Origin of the sequence: Streptomyces sodiiphilus (assembly GCF_039529215.1) — a bacterium.
In the GTDB taxonomy this organism is placed as follows: Bacteria; Actinomycetota; Actinomycetes; order Streptomycetales; family Streptomycetaceae; genus Streptomyces; species Streptomyces sodiiphilus.
Window position 1 is genome coordinate 80,380 of sequence record NZ_BAAAMJ010000032.1, and the last position, 18,912, is coordinate 99,291.

Consider the following 18,912-nt stretch of genomic DNA (forward strand, 5'->3'; position numbering starts at 1 on the left):
CGGTCATGGCGCTCACCCTTTACGTCGACACCGACCGCTGGCGGGCGCACCAGCGGTCGGTCGCCGCGGACTTTCCCGAGCTGGTGCCCGTCTGCAAGGGCAACGGCTACGGCTTCGGCCACGACCGGCTGGCCGAGGAGATCAAGCTGCTGGGGACGGACACGCTGGCCGTCGGCACGACCTACGAGGCGGCCGCCATGAAGGACCGCTTCGCCGGTGATCTGCTGGTGCTGACGCCCTACCGGCGCACCGAGGAGCCGGTACCGCTGCCCTACCGGGTGGTCCGCTCGGCGTCCTCGGTGGACGGCGTCTACGGGCTGCACGGCGCCCGGGTCGTCGTGGAGGTCATGAGCAGCATGAAGCGGCACGGGGTCACCGGCTCCGACCTGGGGAAGCTGCGGGCGGCGATCGAGGACGTGCAGCTGGAGGGGTTCGCCATCCACCTGCCGCTGGACCGCACGGACGGCACCGACGCCGTCGAGGAGGTCATCGGCTGGATGGACCGGCTGCGGGCCGCCCGGCTGCCGCTGGACACCATGTTCGTCAGCCATCTCAGCTCGGTGGAGCTGGCCAGGCTGCGCCAGCAGTTCCCGCAGACCCGGTTCCGCGCCCGGATCGGCACCCGGCTGTGGCTGGGCGACCACGACGCCACCGAGTACCGGGGCGAGGTGCTGGACGTGACACCGGTCGTCCGCGGGGACCGCTTCGGCTACCGGCAGCAGAAGGCGTCCGGGGATGGCTGGCTGGCGGTCGTCTCGGGCGGGACCTCGCACGGGGTCGGTCTGGAGGCGCCCAAGGCGCTGCACGGAATGACCTCCCGCGCCAAGGGCGTGGCGCGCGCGGGGCTGGCCACCGTCAACCGGAACCTCTCGCCGTACGTCTGGGACGGCAAGCAGCGGTGGTTCGCCGAGCCGCCACACATGCAGGTGTCCATCGTGTTCATCCCGGCCGAGGCGCAGGAGCCCAAGGTGGGGGACGAGATGAAGGCGATCCTGCGGCACACCACCACCCAGCCCGACCGGGTGGTCGACCGCTGAGACGGCCCGGCACCGCGCCGGGCGGGGCCGGTACCGCCCGCGCACCCGGCCGGGGCCCCGCCGGCGCTCGGCCGGCGGGGCCCCGTGTGGCATGTCCCGGCGCGGGTGCCGGGGCGAGCGCTCAGCGCTCCACTTCGCCGCTGATGAACTTCTCGACGCTCTCGCGGGCCTCGTCGTCGTAGTACTGCACGGGCGGGGACTTCATGAAGTACGAGGAGGCCGACAGGATCGGCCCGCCGATGCCCCGGTCCTTGGCGATCTTCGCGGCGCGCAGCGCATCGATGATCACACCGGCGGAGTTCGGGGAGTCCCAGACCTCCAGCTTGTACTCCAGGTTGAGCGGGACGTCACCGAAGGCGCGCCCCTCCAGGCGGACGTAGGCCCACTTGCGGTCGTCCAGCCACGCGACGTAGTCGGACGGGCCGATGTGGACGTTGCCCTCGCCCAGGTCGCGGTGCGGGATCTGGGAGGTGACGGCCTGGGTCTTGGAGATCTTCTTGGACTCCAGCCGGTCGCGCTCCAGCATGTTCTTGAAGTCCATGTTGCCGCCGACGTTCAGCTGCATGGTGCGGTCCAGGATGACCCCGCGGTCCTCGAACAGCTTGGCCATCACGCGGTGCGTGATCGTCGCGCCGACCTGGGACTTGATGTCGTCACCGACGATCGGCACCCCGGCGGCGGTGAACTTGTCCGCCCACTCCTTGGTGCCGGCGATGAACACCGGCAGCGCGTTGACGAACGCCACGCCGGCGTCCAGGGCGCACTGGGCGTAGTACTTGGCGGCGTCCTCGGAGCCCACGGGCAGGTAGCAGATGAGGACGTCGGCCCGGGTGTCCCGCAGGACCTGGGTGACGTCGACGGGCTGCTCGTCGGACTCGACGATGGTCTCGCGGTAGTACTTGCCCAGACCGTCGTGGGTCTCGCCCCGCTGCACGGACACACCCGTGGGAGGCACGTCGCAGATCTTGATGGTGTTGTTCTCGCTGGCGCCGATGGCGTCCGCGAGGTCGATGCCGACCTTCTTGGCGTCGACGTCGAACGCCGCCACGAACTCGATGTCCGAGACGTGGTAGTCGCCGAACCGGACATGCATCAGACCTGGGACCCGGGTGTCCGGGGCAGCGTCCTTGTAGTACTCGACGCCCTGTACCAGCGACGCGGCGCAGTTGCCCACGCCTGCGATGGCTACGCGAACCGAACCCATTCCGGTTGCTCCCTGTGTGTTCTCGGCGAGTCCCGCACGGCGCGGTGACTCAGTTGGTGGTGTCGTCGGACGGATCGGGCCGGTCGCCGCCCCGCTGCGGGGGCAGACCGCCCGTATCCTCGGTCCGGCCTGACGGTGGGGTGGTACCACCTCCTGGCCTGCGCCGGCTGTCCTGGTGCGGGGCGGCGTCGTCGCGCCCCTCCCGCTCGCTCTCGATCAGCTCGTTCAGCCAGCGCACTTCCCGCTCCACGGACTCCATGCCGTGGCGCTGGAGCTCAAGGGTGTACTCGTCCAGCTTTTCGCGCGTGCGGGCGAGGGAGGCCCGCATCCTGTCCAGCCGTTCCTCGAGCCGGCTGCGCCGGCCCTCCAGCACCCGCACGCGCACATCCCGCGAGGTCTGGCCGAAGAAGGCGAACCGCACACCGAAGTGCTCGTCCTCCCAGGCGTCGGGGCCGGTCTGGGCCAGCAGCTCCTCGAAACGCTCCTTGCCCTCGGCTGTGAGCCGGTAGACGATCTTGGCCCGGCGCCCGGTGAGCGGGGCGGTGAGGCTCTCCTCGGCCGCTCCGCCGGGTTCCTCGGTCAACCATCCCTGCTGGACCAGGGTCTTCAGGCAGGGATAGAGCGAGCCGTAGCTGAACGCCCGGAAGACGCCGAGGGAGGTGTTGAGCCGCTTCCGCAGCTCGTAACCGTGCATCGGTGCCTCGCGGAGGAGGCCGAGCACGGCGAACTCCAGCACTCCGGAGCGTCTGCTCACGGGCCGGACACCTCCTTCTTCCCCGCGGCTTCCCGCGTCCTTCTGCAGTTGTCCGGCGCACCTCACATGCCCCGGTCTCTGCCGATGTATTGACCCGATGTATCGACTCGATACATCTCGACGATAGAACGGCTCCCGCGAGTCGGCAAGTGGGGGGTGGGTGAGCGGAATCACATCTCCGCTTCGAGGGTGGCGATAAGACCGGATTGCCCTTTATGCAGGGATAGATGGGCCACGAGGCTGCGTAGTCTGGGCCCGTGCACTCGACCACCGGGAACCAGTCACCGCCCTCGGGCGTCCTCGTCCGAGGTGACGTGTGTCCGGGTAGTTGGCCGGACCACGCGTCGGGGGACCGGAACCGACCAGTAAGATCCGCCACCCGCAGGTGTCCGTCGGGGGCACGTCCCAGCCGACGGGCTGGGGGACTGTCCGAGGAGTAGCTGTTCCCATGAGCGAGCACCGTCGCAAGCCGCCTCAGACCCGCGGCCGCCGCGCAGCGGCGCCGTCCGGTCGCAGGGCCGCCGCGCCGCGAGACGCGGCTGTTCCGGCAGGCTCCCCAGGAACGGCACCGCCCTACGGCAGCCGGGCGGAGGCACGCAGGGCCGCGCAGCGCGGCACCGGCGGCCGGCGACGGGCTGCCGCCGCCGGAACCACGGCCGCGTCGGCCTCCGAAGGGGTCGGCGGCCGGGCCGCCCGGCGGCGGGCCGACCACCCGCCGAAAAAGCGTTTCATCGACTACCCGCGGTCCCAGTACCGCGGGCTGCGGCGCTGGGTGCCCTCCTGGAAGCAGGTGCTCGGCGCCGCCGTCGCGTTCCTCGGCATGATGGTCGGACTGGTCGGCCTCGCCTACGCCATGGTCGACGTGCCCGACCCCAACAAGGTGGCCACCCAGGAGAAGAACGTCTACTTCTGGGCGGACGGCAGCCGGATGGTGGTCGCCGGCGGCGGCGAGTACAACCGGCAGAACATCTCGATCCACCAGATCCCCGCCTCCATGCAGGAGTCGGTGATCGTGGCGGAGAACGCCACCTTCCGGACCGACAAGGGCGTGGACCCGATGGGCATCGCCCGCGCCGTGGTGAACATGGCCCGCGGCGGCGACACCCAGTCCGGCTCCACCATCACCCAGCAGTTCGTGAAGAACACCTACCTCAGCCAGGAACAGACCCTGGAGCGCAAGGCCAAGGAGCTGCTCATCTCGGTGAAGGTGGGCGCCACGGTCGACAAGAACACCATCCTCGCCGGCTACCTCAACACCTCCTACTTCGGCCGCGGCGCCTACGGCATCCAGGCCGCCTCCCAGGCCTACTACGGCAAGAACGCCGAGGATCTCGAGCCCAGCGAGGCCGCGTTCCTGACCACCCTGCTCAAGGGACCCGAGCTGTACGACCCCTACGGCGGCTCCGCCGGCGAGGAGCGGGCGGCGGCGAACCTGGAGCGAGCCCAGGAGCGCTGGGCCTGGGTGCTGGACCGCCGCACCCAGGTCGGCACGCTCTCCAACCAGGAGCGCGGCGAGTACACGGAATTCCCGATGCCCAACCCGCCGACCCAGGCCACCGAGAAGGCCGGCCAGATCGGCTACCTCACCGACATGGCCGACAACTACATCACCAGCGAGGAGATCCTCACCAAGGAGCAGCTGGACCGGGGCGGCTACCAGATCCACACCACTTTCGACAAGGAGAAGGTGAAGCAGATGGAGGAGGCGGTCAAGGCCGTCTCCGAGGAGCACTTCGACCCCGAGGAGCGCGAGGAGGACCAGCACATCCAGTTCGGCGGCGCCTCCGTGGTGCCGGGCGACGGCGCCATCGTCGCCGTCTACGGCGGGGTGGACGCGACGAAGCACTTCGTCAACAACGCCAACCGTCAGGACGTGCAGGTCGGCTCCACCTTCAAGCCCTTCGTGCTCGCCGCGGCGATGCGGGACGGCGTCCGCGACCCCGCCAAGCCCGCCGACCAGGGGGCCGGCGACCGCACCCGGGTCTCTCCCGAGAGCAAGTACAGCAGCGAGGACGGGCTGCTGATCAAGAACTACGACGGCACCGTCTGGGAGGGCGAGAACGAGGAGACCGGGGAGCCTTTCAACTGGGAGCAGGCCAACTTCGAGGGGAACGAGGAGGGTGACATCACCCTGCGCAGGGCCATGGAGGTCTCGGCGAACTCTCCCTTCGTCCAGCTCGGCATGGATGTCGGCATGAAGACGGTCGCCAAGGCGGCCGTCGACGCCGGCCTGCGCGAGGACAGCCTCGGTGCCGCCGACGACTCCGTCCCCACCTTCGCCCTCGGCGTCTCCACGCCCAGCGCCATCCGCATGGCGGACGCGTATGCGACCTTCGCCGCCAGCGGGATCAAGGCCGACCCCTACTCGGTGACCCGGGTCGAACACGGCACCGGCTTCGAATGGGAGAGGGAGAAGAAGACTGAGCGCACCTTCGACGCCGCGGTCGCCGACAATGTCACCGAGGTTCTGGCCAACGTCGTGGAGTCCCCGCAGGGCACCGGGCGTGGCGCCCAGGCGCTCGGCAAGCCGGTGGCGGCCAAGACCGGCACCACCGACCAGAACATCAGTGCCTGGTTCATCGGCTACACCCCGCATCTGTCGACCTCCGTGGGGATGTTCCGCTACCCGCACGGCGACGACGTCGCCGCCGAGGACCGCCGGTTCCTGTCGATGCGCGGCACCGGCGGTGTGCCGAAGGTCCACGGTTCCGGCTTCCCGGCCAAGGTCTGGCTGAGCTACATGAAGGAAGCCACCAAGGACGACCCGGCGACGCCCTTCCCCACCGCCCCGGACATCGGCGAGGAGATCTACGGCGGTGGCGCCGAGAGCCCCGAGCCCACCCCCACCGAGACTCCCGAGGAGACCGAGGAGCCGGAGGAGACCGAGGAGCCGGAGGAGACCGAGACCCCGACCCAGGAGCCCGAGCCGGACCCGACCGACACCTGCCACCCCTGGGACTGGCAGTGCCGCAACACCGAGGGCCAGGACGGCGGTGCCGACGCCGGCGGGCAGGGCGGCACGGACGGCGGCACCGAGGGCACGGACGAGGGCACCGATGTCGGCACCGATCAGGGCGGCATCGAGGGCAATGACGGAGGCTCCGGCAACGGCAGCCTGTTCCGGGGCAGAGACGGCTGATCCGCGGCCCCGGCCGGCCGGGGCCGCGGACCTCCCGGGGTCCGTGCCCTGACCGGCCGGGGCCGGGGCGTACGGCAGGATGTGGGTCATGGCGCACACCGACCCACGCGTTGTCGTACGGCCCACCTCCCAGGACGAGGTGGCGGCGGCCGGCAGCGAGCTGATCGGCGGCCCCGCAGGACGCCGGACAGCGGACGGAACCGGCTGGTGGAACCCGGTACGCGTGATCGCCCTGGTGATGATCGGGATGTTCTCGCTCGGCATGGTCCAGAAGCTGCCCTGCTGGAACAGCGGCTGGTTCCACGGTCCCGCGTCGCAGTACACCCACGCCTGCTACTCCGACATTCCCCACCTCTACGGCGGCAGGGGGTTCGCCGACGGCCTGATCCCCTACTTCGACCGCATCCCCGAGGAGCTTTCCGGCGGGATGGAGTACCTGGAGTACCCGGTGCTCACGGGGCTCTTCATGGAAGTGGCCGTCTGGCTCACCCCCTCGGGCGACACCGTGGAACGGCCCGGACAGTACTACTGGCTGGTGAATGCCGCGATGCTGATGATCTGCGCGGTCGTCATCGCGGTCTGCGTGGCCCGCATCCAGCGAGGCCGCCCCTGGGACGGGCTGATGGTCGCACTCGCCCCCGCCTTCGCCCTGACAGCCACCATCAACTGGGACCTGCTGGCCGGGGCGCTCACCTGCGCGGCACTTCTGATGTGGTCCCGCGGCCGTCCGGCGGCCGCCGGCATTCTCATCGGCCTCGCCACCGCGGCCAAGCTCTACCCCCTGCTGCTTCTCGGGCCCCTCTTCCTGCTCTGCCTGCGGGCGGGAAGACTGCGATCCTTCGCCGTTGCGGCCACCGGCGCCGCGGCGAGCTGGCTCGCCGTCAACCTGCCCGTCATGACCCTGGCCACCGAGGGCTGGGCCACCTTCTACACCTTCAGCCGGGAGCGGCCGGTCGACTTCGGCTCGCTCTGGCTCGTCCTCGCCCAGCGCACCGACCTGGCCCTGGACCCCGAACGCGTCAATACCCTGGCAACAGGGCTCACCCTGCTCGGCTGTGCGCTCATCGGCCTGCTCGCCCTGACTGCGCCCCGCCGGCCCCGGCTGGCCCAGCTGGCCTTCCTCACCGTCGCGGTCTTCATCCTCTTCAACAAGGTCTACAGCCCTCAGTACGTCCTGTGGCTGATCCCGCTGGCAGTGCTCGCCCGGCCTCGCTGGCGCGACTTCCTCATCTGGCAGACCTGCGAGGTGCTCTACTTCCTGGGTATCTGGATGTACCTCGCCTACACGACCGGGGACCAGCAGCACGGCCTGCCGGCCGGCGGCTACCAGCTGGCGATCGTGGTGCACCTGGCGGGCACCGCCTATCTGTGCCTCATGGTCGTGCGCGATGCCCTCCGGCCCCGGCACGACCCGGTCCGCTGGGACGGCTCCGACGATCCGGGCGGCGGAGTGCTCGACAGCGCCCCCGACGCCTTCCGGCTTCGCCGGCGTTCCCGGGTGCGACACCCCCGGCAGGGAGCGGACTGGGGCGCGCGGCCGACCGCCGTGCCGACAGGCGCCGGTCCCGATTCCGCGCGCGATGTTTCACGTGAAACCTGAGAGGCAAGCATGGCCGTCGTCACCGACCTGCGCACCCTGCTGCGCTTCTCCGGCTTCCGGCGGCTGCTGACCGTCCGGCTGCTTTCGCAGTTCACCGATGGCGTCTTCCAGGTCGGGCTGGCCACCTACGTGGTCTTCTCCCCGGAACAGCAGGCGACGCCCGGGGATATCGCCGCGGCCATGGCTGTGCTGCTCCTCCCCTACTCTCTGCTGGGGCCCTTCGCCGGGGTACTGCTGGACCGATGGCGGCGTCGGCAGGTACTTCTCTACGGCAATCTGCTGCGCGCCGCGCTGACATCCGGCACCTGCGCACTGGTGCTGACCGGCGCCCCCAACTGGCTCTTCTACCTGTCGGCGCTGTCGGTCACCGCCGTGAACCGCTTCATTCTGGCGGGCCTCTCGGCCTCCCTGCCGCGTGTGGTGGACTCCGTCCGGCTGGTGGTCGCCAACTCGCTGTCACCGACCGCGGGGACCGTGGCGGCCACGGTCGGCGGGATGAGCGCCTTCGCCGTCCAACTGCTCGTCCGCGGTCAGGGTGCCGAGGACGCCCTGGCTCTGGCCCTCGCGGTCGGCGGCTACCTGCTGGCGGGAGCCTCGGCGCTACGGATGGGCCGCGGGCAGCTCGGACCCGACCAGGACCACAGGCAGCCCCGGCTCGGGGCGGCTGTGGCCGGTACGGCCCGCGGACTCCTGGAAGGACTGCGGCATCTCACCGCCCGCCCCTCCGCCTCGCGCACCCTGGCGGGTGTCGGGCTGATGCGGTTCTGCTACGGCGCGCTGCTGGTGACGGTCCTGATGCTGGCCCGCCACGCCTGGGGCGAGAACGGCACCACCGGAGGCAACGGCATGGCGCTGCTCGGGCTCGTCGTCGCCGTCTCGGGAGCCGGCTTCTTCGTCGCCGCCATCTGCACTCCCTGGGCTGTGGAGCGGCTGGGACGGCTGGGCTGGTTCGTCTGCTGTGCGGCGGCGGCCGCGGTGCTCGTGCCGGCTCTCGGGCTGTGGTTCCAGCCCTTGCCGATCCTGGCCGCCGCTTTCGTGCTGGGGCTGGTCACCCAGGGAGCGAAGATCGTTACCGACACGGTGGTGCAATCGGCGATCGACGACGGCTACCGGGGCCGGGTGTTCTCTCTCTACGACATGCTCTTCAACACGGCCTTCGTTGCCGCTGCCGGACTGGCGGCGCTGATGCTGCCCCCGGACGGCCGTTCCGCCGAACTGCTGATCACCGTCTCCGTGCTCTACGCCCTTCTCGCCGCCGGCATGTTCCGCTTCCGCCGGAGGGTGGTAGCACGTGAAAACGCCGCTCGTTTCACGTGAAACGAGCGACGCCACTCACCGGGCGAGTTCACTGCTGCCCGGCCCACCACTCCCGGAGCGCGGCCTCGGCTTCCTCCCGTGGCATCGGCCCGCGTTCCAGACGGAGCTCCAGCAGATGCTGGTAGGCCTTGCCGATCTGAGGGCCCGGGCCGATATCCAGGATTCCCATGATCTCGTTGCCGTTCAGATCCGGGCGGATCGAGTCCAGCTCCTCCTGCTCCTGCAGCCGCGCGATGCGCTCCTCCAGGCCGTCGTACGCCCGGGAGAGGGCATTCGCCTTGCGCTTGTTGCGGGTCGTGCAGTCGGATCGGGTCAGCTTGTGCAGCCGGTCCAGCAGCGGCCCCGCATCCCGCACATAGCGGCGCACAGCCGAGTCGGTCCACTCCCCGCTGCCGTACCCGTGGAAGCGCAGGTGCAGCTCGACCAACCGGGAGACATCCTTGATCATCTCGTTGGAGTACTTGAGCTTGGACATCCGGGCCTTGGTCATCTTCGCGCCCACCACCTCGTGGTGATGGAAGGAGACCCTGCCGTCCTTCTCGAACTTCCGGGTCCGGGGCTTGCCGATGTCGTGCAGCAGAGCCGCCAGCCGCAGTACCAGATCCGGCTCACCGCCCTCCAGGGCCATCGCCTGTTCCAGAACCGTGAGGCTGTGCTCGTAGACGTCCTTGTGCCGGTGGTGCTCGTCCCGCTCCAGTCGCAACGCCGGCAGCTCGGGCAGGATGTGCCGGGCCAGGCCGGTCTCCACAAGGAGACTGAGACCCCGACGCGGATCGGGAGCCAGGACGAGCTTGTTCAGCTCGTCCCGCACCCGCTCCGCGGAGACGATCTCGATCCGCCCGGCCATGGCCGTCATCGCGGCCACCACGTCCTCGGCCACCGTAAAGCCGAGCTGTGCGGCGAAGCGGGCCGCCCGCAGCATCCGCAGTGGATCGTCCGAGAAAGATGCCTCCGCGGTCCCCGGCGTGCGCAGCACCCGGCGGGCAAGGTCCTCCAGACCCCGGTACGGATCAATGAACTCCTTGCGCGGCAGAGCCACCGCCATGGCGTTCACCGTGAAGTCACGGCGGACCAGGTCCTCCTCGATCGCATCCCCGTACGCCACCTCGGGCTTCCGGGACTCCCGGTCGTACGCCTCGGAACGATAGGTGGTGATCTCGATCTGGTAGCCCTTCTTCTGGCACCCGACCGTGCCGAAGGCGATACCCACCTCCCAGACCGCGTCGGCCCACGGGCGCACCAGGCGCAGAACATCGTCCGGCCGGGCATCGGTGGTGAAGTCCAGATCGTTTCCGAGCCGTCCCAGGAGCGCGTCGCGTACCGAGCCTCCGACCAGCGCCAGCGAGAACCCGGCGGTCTCGAACCGCTGAGCCAGATCGTCGGCCACGGGGGACACCCTCAGCAGTTCACTCACCGCCTGGCGCTGGGCGGCACCGAGCGTTCCCGGTGGCGCGTGCGGCGCGTCCTCATGGGCGGACCGGGGGAGGCTGCTGTCTTTCCTGTCGTTCGGCACAACAGCACAGCGTACGTGTCCCCACCCGTACGGAAACCGGCCACTCCCGCCTCCGCGGGGCACGCTGCCCTTGCCCCGGCCGGGCTCCCGGACACGAACGAGGTCCGGGCCTCGTTACCATGAACCCCTGGTACGACGAGGAACGGGGCGAACGCGTGGCTGAGGTGGCTGAGACGGCGTCCTGCGCCCGTCCGGGCCGGCGGCGGGGAGGCACCGAACTGAGCGCGCTGAGCGCGTTCCTCCTGCTGCTGAGCACCCTGGTCCTGGTACCCCTCTCCTCGCCCGCCCGGGCACAGGAGGCGGGCACCGGCTCGCGGACCGCGCAGATCACCGTCACGGACCTCTCGCCGGAAGTCCCCCGGGAGGGTGACACCCTCACCGTGCGCGGCACGGTCACCAACCAGGGCACATCCCCGATCACCGGTGGCCGCCTGGCCGCCCGGGAGGGTGTGCGACTGACCAGTCGAAGCTCCATCGACAACGCGGTGACGCGCACCGGTTTCCAGCCCGAGGCCGACGGCGCTCTCGTCCGTGGGCACGCCGCGGAGCTGGGAACGCTCCGGCCGGGCATGTCCCGGCCGTTCGCCCTGCGCATCCCGGTCTCCGATCTCAACCTGGGAGCCGACGGTGTCTACCAGCTCGGCGTCTCCCTCACCGGCGAGACCGAGGCCGAGCAATGGGAGCAGCTCCTGGGCCTCGGCCGGACCCTGCTGCCCTGGCAGCCCGACGGCCAGGACCCGGACAACGCCCGGACGCGGCTCACGGCCCTGTGGCCGCTGATCTCCACCACCCACGTGACGGCCAGGACCGACGCCGACGAGGAACAGACCCCCGTCCTCAAGGACAACTCGCTGCTCACCGAGATCTCCCCCGGTGGCCGGCTGCATCAGATGGTCACCCTCGGCGAGAGGCTCCCCGTCACCTGGGTCATCGACCCCGACCTGCTCGCCTCGGTGGACGCCATGACCGAGGAGTACCAGGTGGAGACCTCCGCCGGGCTGGTCGCCGGGCAGGGCCAGGAGGCGGCACGGGCATGGCTGCGGGCGCTGCGGGAGGCGGTGCGCGGCTCGGAGGTCGTCGCGCTGCCGTTCGCAGACCCCGATCTGGCCTCCCTGGCTCACCGGGGCAAGGACGTGCCGGGCGCCCTGCGCCAGCTGAGGGCCGCCACCGACATGGCCGGGATGACTGTGCAGACCGTGCTGGGCGTGGAGCCGACCACCGACTTCGCCTGGCCCGTGGAGGGCGCCATCGACCCGGACATCGTCTCGGTGGCCACCTCGGCGGGCGCACACCACATCATCACCCGCAGCGACAGCATCCGGCCGGCCGACGGGCTCTCCTACACTCCGAGCGCGGCCCGGCCCATCGGGGGCGGCACCACGGCGGTGGTCAGCGATCTCCAGCTCTCGACGCTCTTCCAGGACGACATGACATCGGCGGGCAGTGCCCGCCTCGCGCACCAGCAGTTGCTCGCCCAGACCCTGTCGATCACCGAACAGGAGCCGGCCAAGGAGCGCAGCGTTGTCATGGCGCCGCAGCGCATGCCCACCTCCACGCAGGCGCGGGCCATGGCGACAGCGCTGGACACCCTCTCCGCAGAGGCCGACTGGGTGTGGTTCGGGGATCTTTCGGCCGCGGCCGCCGCGGATCCGGATCCGGCTGCCAACCACGCGGTCCCCGGCACCGACAGCTACCCCGAGGAGCTACGGGAGCAGGAGCTTCCGGTCTCCGCCTTCCAGGCGATGCGCGAGACCCAGCGCACCCTGGACGACTTCCAGGTGATCCTGACCCGGGCCGACCGGGTCGCGACGCCGTTCGGCAACGCGGTGCGGCGCACGATGTCCACCTCCTGGCGGGGCGATTCCGCCGCCGCGGCCCGGTACCGCTCGTCCGTACAGGGACAGCTCGTCGGGCTCACCGAGCAGGTCCACCTGATCCAGAAGTCACCCATCACGCTCTCCGGCCGCAGCGCCACCATCCCCGTCACCGTCCAGAACAATCTGGTCCAAGGGGTGGAGGGCCTGGAGCTCAGGCTGACCTCCAGCAGGCGGCTCGGCCTGGAGGTCGGCGAACCGCAGCCGGTCTCGGTCAGCGGCGGGCACAGCCAGTCGGTGAAGTTCTCCACCACCGCCCGGGCCAACGGCCGGGCCTTGCTGGAGGCCCAGCTGTACACCGCGGACGGCAAGCCGTACGGCGAGCCGATGCGGTTCCACGCCGACGTCACCTCCATCACCTCGGCCGTGCTCGTCGTCATCGCCGGTGGTGTCCTGCTCGTGGTGCTGGCCGGCATCCGGATGTACTCCCAGCGCAAGCGGGCAGGTCACCGCCCGGCCGGGGAAGCGGCCACGGAGGAGCCGGAGGCCAACCGCGGCGGCCGGGAGGAGGCGGCAGGTGAGGGCGACCGCATCACCGACGAGGGCGACGACAGCGGCCGGGACACCGGCGAGGACAGGCGCGCCGGCCCGGGCCCGGGTGAGAAGCTGGACCGCTGAGTGCCGGGCGGCTTCCGGCCCCGACAAGAGAACGTGATGAGACCGAATCCCGTCATGCCGAGCCCGTCGGCCGACGGGCGAGTGATGTTGAGATGGGGTTGCGATGCAAGCGCCGTACGACCGTGAGCACGGCCGGTCGCCGGGCGACGACCCGGTGGACGGGCCGGCGGCCGGCCACGGCTCGGTGCCCGGGTCCGGGGCGCCGCCGGGTCACCACCTGGACCGGTACCCGCCACCGGACCCGCGCGCCCGGGACCCGCTGGGCGGCACCTGGGGGCAGGCGGACCGGCCCCCCTCTCCGGCGGGCCCTCACAATCCGGCGTGGGGTGCGGGCCCCGGCCAGGGGCCGGAGCCCCGTGGCGAGGACGACGCCTTCGCCCACCTCTACCGGGACCAGCAGCAGCCTCCGCCGCAGACCATGGGCTTTCCCACTCAGCCTCCCTCGGGTCCTCCCGCCTCCCGGCCCGCGCCCGGGACCGTCCCGCCGTCGGCACCGCAGCCCGCCCCCGGGGGCGGCCAGCCGCCGGCGCCCGCCCCCCGTCCGGCCGGGCGCGGCAGCAGTCTGCTGAAGTCCAGCGCCGTGATGGCCGCGGGCACTCTGGTCTCCCGGGTCACCGGATTCGTCCGGCAGCTGGTGATCGTGGCCGCGCTGGGTGCCGCGGTGCTCGGCGACACCTACACCATCGCCTGGGCCCTGCCCTCGATGATCTACATCCTGACCATCGGCGGCGGCCTGAACTCCGTCTTCGTGCCGCAGCTCGTCCGTTCCATGAAGAACGACGAGGACGGTGGTGAGGCGTACGCCAACCGGCTTCTCACCCTGGTCATGGTGATCCTTGCCGCGCTGGTCCTGATCGCCGTCCTCGTGGCCCCGCTGCTGATCCGCATGATGTCCGCGAAGATCGCCGACGATCCGGCGGCCAACGAGGTCGCGGTCACGTTCGCCCGGTACTGCCTGCCCACCATCTTCTTCATGGGCGTGCACGTCATCCTCGGCCAGATCCTCAATGCCCGTGACCGTTTCGGCCCGATGATGTGGACCCCGGTCCTCAACAACATCGTGGTGATCTTCACCTTCGGCATGTTCCTGTGGATCTACGGCGTCCAGCGCAGCTCCGGCCTGGGCGTGGACTCCATTCCCGCCGAAGGGGTGCGGCTGCTGGGCATCGGCACCCTTCTCGGGCTCGTGGTGCAGGCGGTGGCGATGGTTCCCTACCTCAGGGCCGCGGGGTTCCGGATCCGCCCACGGTTCGACTGGATCGGTCACGGCATGGGCAAGGCCGCGCGCCTCGCCAAGTGGACCGTGCTGTTCGTCCTGGCCAACCAGGCAGGACTGGTGGTCGTCTCGCAGTTCGCCACCTGGGCCGGCGACAACGCCGAGCAGGCCGGGTATCCGGGTACCGGATTCATCGCCTACAACAGCGCCCTGCTCATCTGGCAGATGCCCCAGGCGATCATCACCGTGTCCGTGATGGCCGCGCTGCTTCCCCGGATCTCCCGGTCCGCGGCGGACGGCGACACCGCCGCCGTCCGCGACGATCTCTCCCACGGACTGCGTACCTCGGCCGTCGCCATCGTCCCCATCGCCTTCTCCTTCGTGGCCCTGGGCGTCCCGATGTGTCTGATGCTCTTCGGGTCGGCCGGTGAGGCCGGAGCCCGGTCCTTCGGCTACATCCTCATGGCCTTCGGTCTCGGCCTCATTCCGTTCTCCGCCCAGTACGTCGTGCTGCGCGCCTTCTACGCCTACGAGGACACCAAGACCCCCTTCTACAACACTGTGATCGTCTCCGTTCTGTGGATCGCGCTGTCCGCGGCGAGCTTCGTCGTGCTGCCCGATCGCTGGGTCGTCGCGGGCATCGCCTTCAGCTACGGCATCGCCTACGCCGTGGGCGTGGTGGTCGCCTGGCGCAGGCTCCGCCGGAGGATGAACGCCGAGCTCGACGGCCCCCGGGTGGTGCGGACCTACATCCGGCTCGCCGGAGCGAGCCTGCCGGCCGCGGTTCTCGGCGGTCTGGCAGGTTTTGGCCTCATGGGGGCACTCGGTACCGGTGTGCTGGGGGCACTCGCCGCACTCGTGGCCGGCGGAGGAGTTCTGCTGGTGGTCTTCTACTTCGCCGCCCGACGCATGCGCATCGAAGAACTGACCGCACTTGTCGGCATGGTCCGGGCTCGTCTCGGGCGCTGACGGAGCCGGTACGGCGCCGGCCGGCCCGAACGAACAACCCCGGGCCGGGTTCAGCTGTCGTGCACGGTGATGAAGGCACGGCACAATTGATTCAGGCAGTGTCACCAGCCCACGGCCGAGATCGGGGAGGCGGAAACAACGGTGGCGGAACGGAGCACGGCGACGAGCCCTCCTCAGCGTCCGGCGGACAGCCGGCAGCCGGGGGAGAGCGACGACGCCGAGGACACCGAGAAGACCCCCGGGCCCGGGAAGTCGCAGGCGAACGACGGCGCGAAGGAGGGCTCCGGGGAGAACGCGCCGCCGGACGCCGGGTCCTCGTGCGAGCAGACCGCCGGCGCCGGGGCAGCGCGTCAGGAGCGCCGCGCCGCGCCGGACGCCCGGGCCGAGAGGGGCACCGCGCGCGGCTCCGCGCATGAGCTGCACAGCGGGCACAGGCTCGCCCGGCGATACCGTCTGGAGGAGTGCATCACCCGTCTGGACGGGTTCAGCAGCTGGCGTGCCGTGGACGAGAAGCTGCGTCGCGCCGTCGGGGTGCACGTGCTGCCGGCCGGGCACGAGCGGGCCCGCGAGGTGCTTTCCGCAGCCCGCTCCTCCGCCCTTCTCGGCGACCCCCGGTTCGTGCAGGTCCTCGACGCCGACGAGGACGACGATCTTGTCCACGTGATCCACGAGTGGCTCCCCGACGCCACCCCGCTCGGCACCCTCCTGCACACCGGGCCGCTCGAGCCGCATGAGATCTACGCCCTGGCCACCCAAGTGGCGCAAGCCATGAGCGCCGCCCATCGGGAAGGGCTGGCCCACCTCCGGCTGACCCCGGCGACCGTTCTGCGCACCGGGCCCTGCCAGTACCGCATCCGCGGCCTGGCGGTCGACGCCGCCCTCCGCGGCATCACCGCCGAGCGCCCGCAGCGCACCGACACCGAGGCCATCGGAGCCCTGCTCTACACCGCCCTCACCCAGCGCTGGCCGTACGCCGAGGACGCCTACGGCTTGCGGGGCATCGCGGGTCTCAGCCGCGGCTCCCACGAACCTCCGGCAACCCCGGAACAGGTCAGAGCGGGCGTGCACCGCGGTCTGTCCGATCTCGCCATGCGCGCACTGGTCAACGCCGGCGCCACCGCGGCCAGCGAGGAGCAGCCCTGCACCACACCCGAGGAACTGTGCCGGGCCATCGCCCGCATGCCGCGGATCCGTCCGCCGGAGCCCTCCGCCGCGGAGCTGGCCGGCTACCAGCGCACGACGTACCAGCAGGGCAGTTTCGCCCCCGGCAGTCCCCACTCCGCCGCCGCCGGTCCGGAACCGGCCACCGCCGTGCCCCCGGCGCTCCCGGGCCGGACCGGCGCCGCCCTCAAGTGGGGCGTGTCCGCGCTGCTTCTCGCCGCCCTCGGACTGGGAAGCTGGCAGCTGGCCGATGCCCTTCTCAAGGGCGACACACCAACCGGTATCTCGGCCCAGGAGACCACTCCTCCGGTGGGTGAAGCCTCGGAGGAGGAGGGTTCCGAACCCGAGGTACTGCCCATCGAGGTCGCCTTCGACTTCGACCCCTTCGGATCGGACCGCTCCGAGAATCCGGGTGCCGTGCCGAACGCTGTCGACGGAGACCCGGAAACCTCCTGGCACACCAAGAACTACTTCGGCCCGGACTTCGGCAACCAGAAGCCGGGGGTCGGCCTCGTTCTGGATCTCGGCGAGCCCCGGGACGTCACCTCCGTACTTGTGGACGCCATCGGGGAGATCAGCGCCGAACTGCGGGCGGCGCCCACGGATGCCGGGGCGGCGCCGAACTCCCTGGACGGCTTCTCCCTCGTCGCCGAGGGAAGCGGCGACTCCCTGACCCTGGAAGCCTCGGAGCCGGTGCGGACCCAGTACGTCCTGGTGTGGCTGACTGACATTCCGCAGCGGGAGGACGGCAACTACCGCGGGCGCATCACCAACATCACGGTCACGGGCTAGTAGTAAGGTCACCCTCGGACACCGGCCGGCCAGGCAGAGGGGAGAACCCGTGGGCAAGCCATCGCCACGCGACCCCGCCGACGCCACCGACCAGGAGCTTCTCCGGTGGCACAGCGAGGGCGACCCCGACGCCTTCGGCGAGCTCGTACGCCGGCACCGGGACCGTCTGTGGGCCGTGGCGGTACGGACCCTCGGCGACCGCGAGGAGGCCGCTGACGCCGTACAGGACGCGCTGGTCTCCGCCTATCGCGCGGCGCACACCTTCCGGGGCCAGTCCGCCGTGACCACCTGGCTGCACCGGATCACGGTCAACGCGTGTCTGGACCGCGTCCGGAAGGCGAAGTCCCGGCGGACCTCTCCCCTCCCGGAACCCGAGCGTCTGGAGAACCTGCTGGATCCACACGAATCCGCAGCCGAGCCGGTGGAACGCCAGGCCCTCCGTCACGAGCTCCGCACCGCCCTCGACGAACTCTCCGACGACCAGCGGGCCGCGCTCGTTCTCGTGGACATGCAGGGTTACCCCGTCGCGGAGGCCGCCCGCATCCTCAGTACCCCCGAGGGCACGATCAAGAGCCGGTGTGCGCGTGCCCGCGCCCGGCTCCTGCCGCTGGTCCGGCATCTCCGCACCCGCGCCGACCGACCCGCCCAGCCCCAGGAAGGGAACCGTGCGGCGAGGGGATCCGTCCCAGCTCCCAGAGACGCCGGGGAGACCGGCGCCGTACCGGGCGGAGGTGGACACGCATGAAGGACGACCATGCAAGCGCCGCCGAGATCTCCGCCCTGGCGGAAGATCTCCTCGCACCGCGGGAAGCGGAACGCATCCGCGCGCATGTGGCCGGCTGTACCGACTGCGCCGCGGCACGGGATGATCTCGATCTGCTTCGCCGGGAGCTGTCGGAGCTCGACCACCCGGGGCCGATGCCCTCAGATGTGGCCGCCCGGATCGAGGCCGCGCTGGCGGCGGAGCCCGCTCTCGTTTCACGTGAAACACCCGCCGGCGCCTCACCCCTCCGGCGCCGTCTTCCCCGGCTCGCGCTGGCCGCGGCGGGAGCGCTTGTCGCTCTGGCCGTGGGCTCCTCCCTGCTGGGCATCCTGGAGCCTCCCGGACAGCACGACTCGGCAGCCGGAGAGGCGGCCGAGCAGTCGGCTGAGGAGGCCACGCAGGACCTCATGGCCGACACCTTCACCACTCCCGAAGGAGAGGACGGTGCAGGGGCGGCGAATGAACTCGCCCCGCACGAGGAGGCCGATCTGGAATCCAGGGTGCAGAGCCTCCTGGCCCGCGCGGAGGAGGGAGATGTCTCTCCCGAATCCGGAAGCGAATCACCGCGGCAGGAGTCGGCCGGCGGGCCACCGTCCTCGGCCTCCGCCACCCCGCTGCCTCCCTGTGTCCGGTCCGCCCTCGACCGCACCGAAGAACCCCTGGCCGCACAGCCCCACCGCTTCCGAGCCGCCGATGCCTATGTCGTCGTGCTCCCCCGTGCCGGGGAACCGGAACAGGTGGATGTGTATGTGGTGGACGCCACCTGTGACAGCCTGGATCTCGGAGCCACCAGCGAGGTTCTTGTCCACCGCAGCTACCCGTGGGACTGACGGCACCGGGCGCGCTCCTGCGCCTTCCCCGGCCGAGTGGAGGCGGCGTCCCACCGGCGCCCGGACCCGGTTGCCGCAGAGGGAATGCCCCGGGCTCTAGGATCCGTTAATGGACCGAGGGCTCC

At 70.8% G+C, this 18,912-nt stretch carries 12 protein-coding genes; 9 read left to right on the forward strand and 3 right to left on the reverse strand.

Features of this window, described 5'->3' with window-relative positions:
• The first annotated feature begins 5 nt into the window (after window positions 1-5).
• On the forward strand, window positions 6-1,037 hold the full coding sequence (locus ABD299_RS16380; RefSeq protein ID WP_344263017.1) for an alanine racemase: 1,032 nt from the start codon (window positions 6-8) through the stop codon (window positions 1,035-1,037).
• A 121-nt stretch (window positions 1,038-1,158) separates the two neighbouring features.
• On the opposite strand, the gene ABD299_RS16385 is transcribed toward ABD299_RS16380, so the two are convergent.
• On the reverse strand, window positions 1,159-2,241 hold the full coding sequence (locus ABD299_RS16385) for an inositol-3-phosphate synthase (protein WP_344263018.1): 1,083 nt from the start codon (window positions 2,239-2,241) through the stop codon (window positions 1,159-1,161).
• Between the two features lie 49 nt (window positions 2,242-2,290).
• Entirely contained in the window at window positions 2,291-2,995 is a 705-nt protein-coding gene (locus tag ABD299_RS16390) for a PadR family transcriptional regulator (RefSeq protein WP_344263020.1), read from the reverse strand.
• Between the two features lie 448 nt (window positions 2,996-3,443).
• On the opposite strand from ABD299_RS16390, the gene ABD299_RS16395 reads away from it, so the two are divergent.
• The 3 genes from ABD299_RS16395 to ABD299_RS16405 all read left to right on the forward strand — a co-directional run bounded on the left by ABD299_RS16395 (window position 3,444) and on the right by ABD299_RS16405 (window position 9,051).
• A complete protein-coding gene (locus ABD299_RS16395) occupies window positions 3,444-6,134 on the forward strand; it encodes a transglycosylase domain-containing protein (protein WP_344263022.1) in 2,691 nt (896 codons plus the stop codon).
• Window positions 6,135-6,222: 88 nt separating this feature from the next.
• On the forward strand, window positions 6,223-7,734 hold the full coding sequence (locus tag ABD299_RS16400) for a glycosyltransferase family 87 protein (RefSeq protein WP_425581349.1): 1,512 nt from the start codon (window positions 6,223-6,225) through the stop codon (window positions 7,732-7,734).
• Between the two features lie 9 nt (window positions 7,735-7,743).
• Complete coding sequence (locus ABD299_RS16405) at window positions 7,744-9,051, forward strand: MFS transporter (protein WP_344263026.1); 1,308 nt, start codon at window positions 7,744-7,746, stop codon at window positions 9,049-9,051.
• 28 nt (window positions 9,052-9,079) lie between these two features.
• On the opposite strand, the gene ABD299_RS16410 is transcribed toward ABD299_RS16405, so the two are convergent.
• On the reverse strand, window positions 9,080-10,465 hold the full coding sequence (locus ABD299_RS16410) for a CCA tRNA nucleotidyltransferase (RefSeq protein WP_344263268.1): 1,386 nt from the start codon (window positions 10,463-10,465) through the stop codon (window positions 9,080-9,082).
• A 218-nt stretch (window positions 10,466-10,683) separates the two neighbouring features.
• On the opposite strand from ABD299_RS16410, the gene ABD299_RS16415 reads away from it, so the two are divergent.
• The 5 genes from ABD299_RS16415 (at window position 10,684) to ABD299_RS16435 (ending at window position 18,787) form a co-directional block, all read left to right on the forward strand.
• Window positions 10,684-13,056 (forward strand): DUF6049 family protein, encoded by a 2,373-nt coding sequence (locus ABD299_RS16415; protein WP_425581350.1) that lies wholly within the window; start codon window positions 10,684-10,686, stop codon window positions 13,054-13,056.
• A gap of 103 nt (window positions 13,057-13,159) precedes the next feature.
• Entirely contained in the window at window positions 13,160-15,241 is a 2,082-nt protein-coding gene (gene murJ / locus ABD299_RS16420) for a murein biosynthesis integral membrane protein MurJ (protein ID WP_344263030.1), read from the forward strand.
• A gap of 141 nt (window positions 15,242-15,382) precedes the next feature.
• Complete coding sequence (locus ABD299_RS16425; RefSeq protein WP_344263032.1) at window positions 15,383-17,194, forward strand: protein kinase family protein; 1,812 nt, start codon at window positions 15,383-15,385, stop codon at window positions 17,192-17,194.
• 49 nt (window positions 17,195-17,243) lie between these two features.
• Window positions 17,244-17,939, forward strand: a complete 696-nt coding sequence (sigM, locus tag ABD299_RS16430; protein WP_344263034.1) for an RNA polymerase sigma factor SigM — start codon at window positions 17,244-17,246, stop codon at window positions 17,937-17,939.
• Window positions 17,936-18,787 carry a zf-HC2 domain-containing protein gene (locus ABD299_RS16435; protein ID WP_344263037.1) on the forward strand — a complete coding sequence of 284 codons (852 nt, stop codon included), beginning with the start codon at window positions 17,936-17,938 and terminating at the stop codon, window positions 18,785-18,787. The genes sigM and ABD299_RS16435 overlap by 4 nt, the downstream gene beginning before the upstream one ends.
• Window positions 18,788-18,912 lie beyond the last annotated feature (125 nt).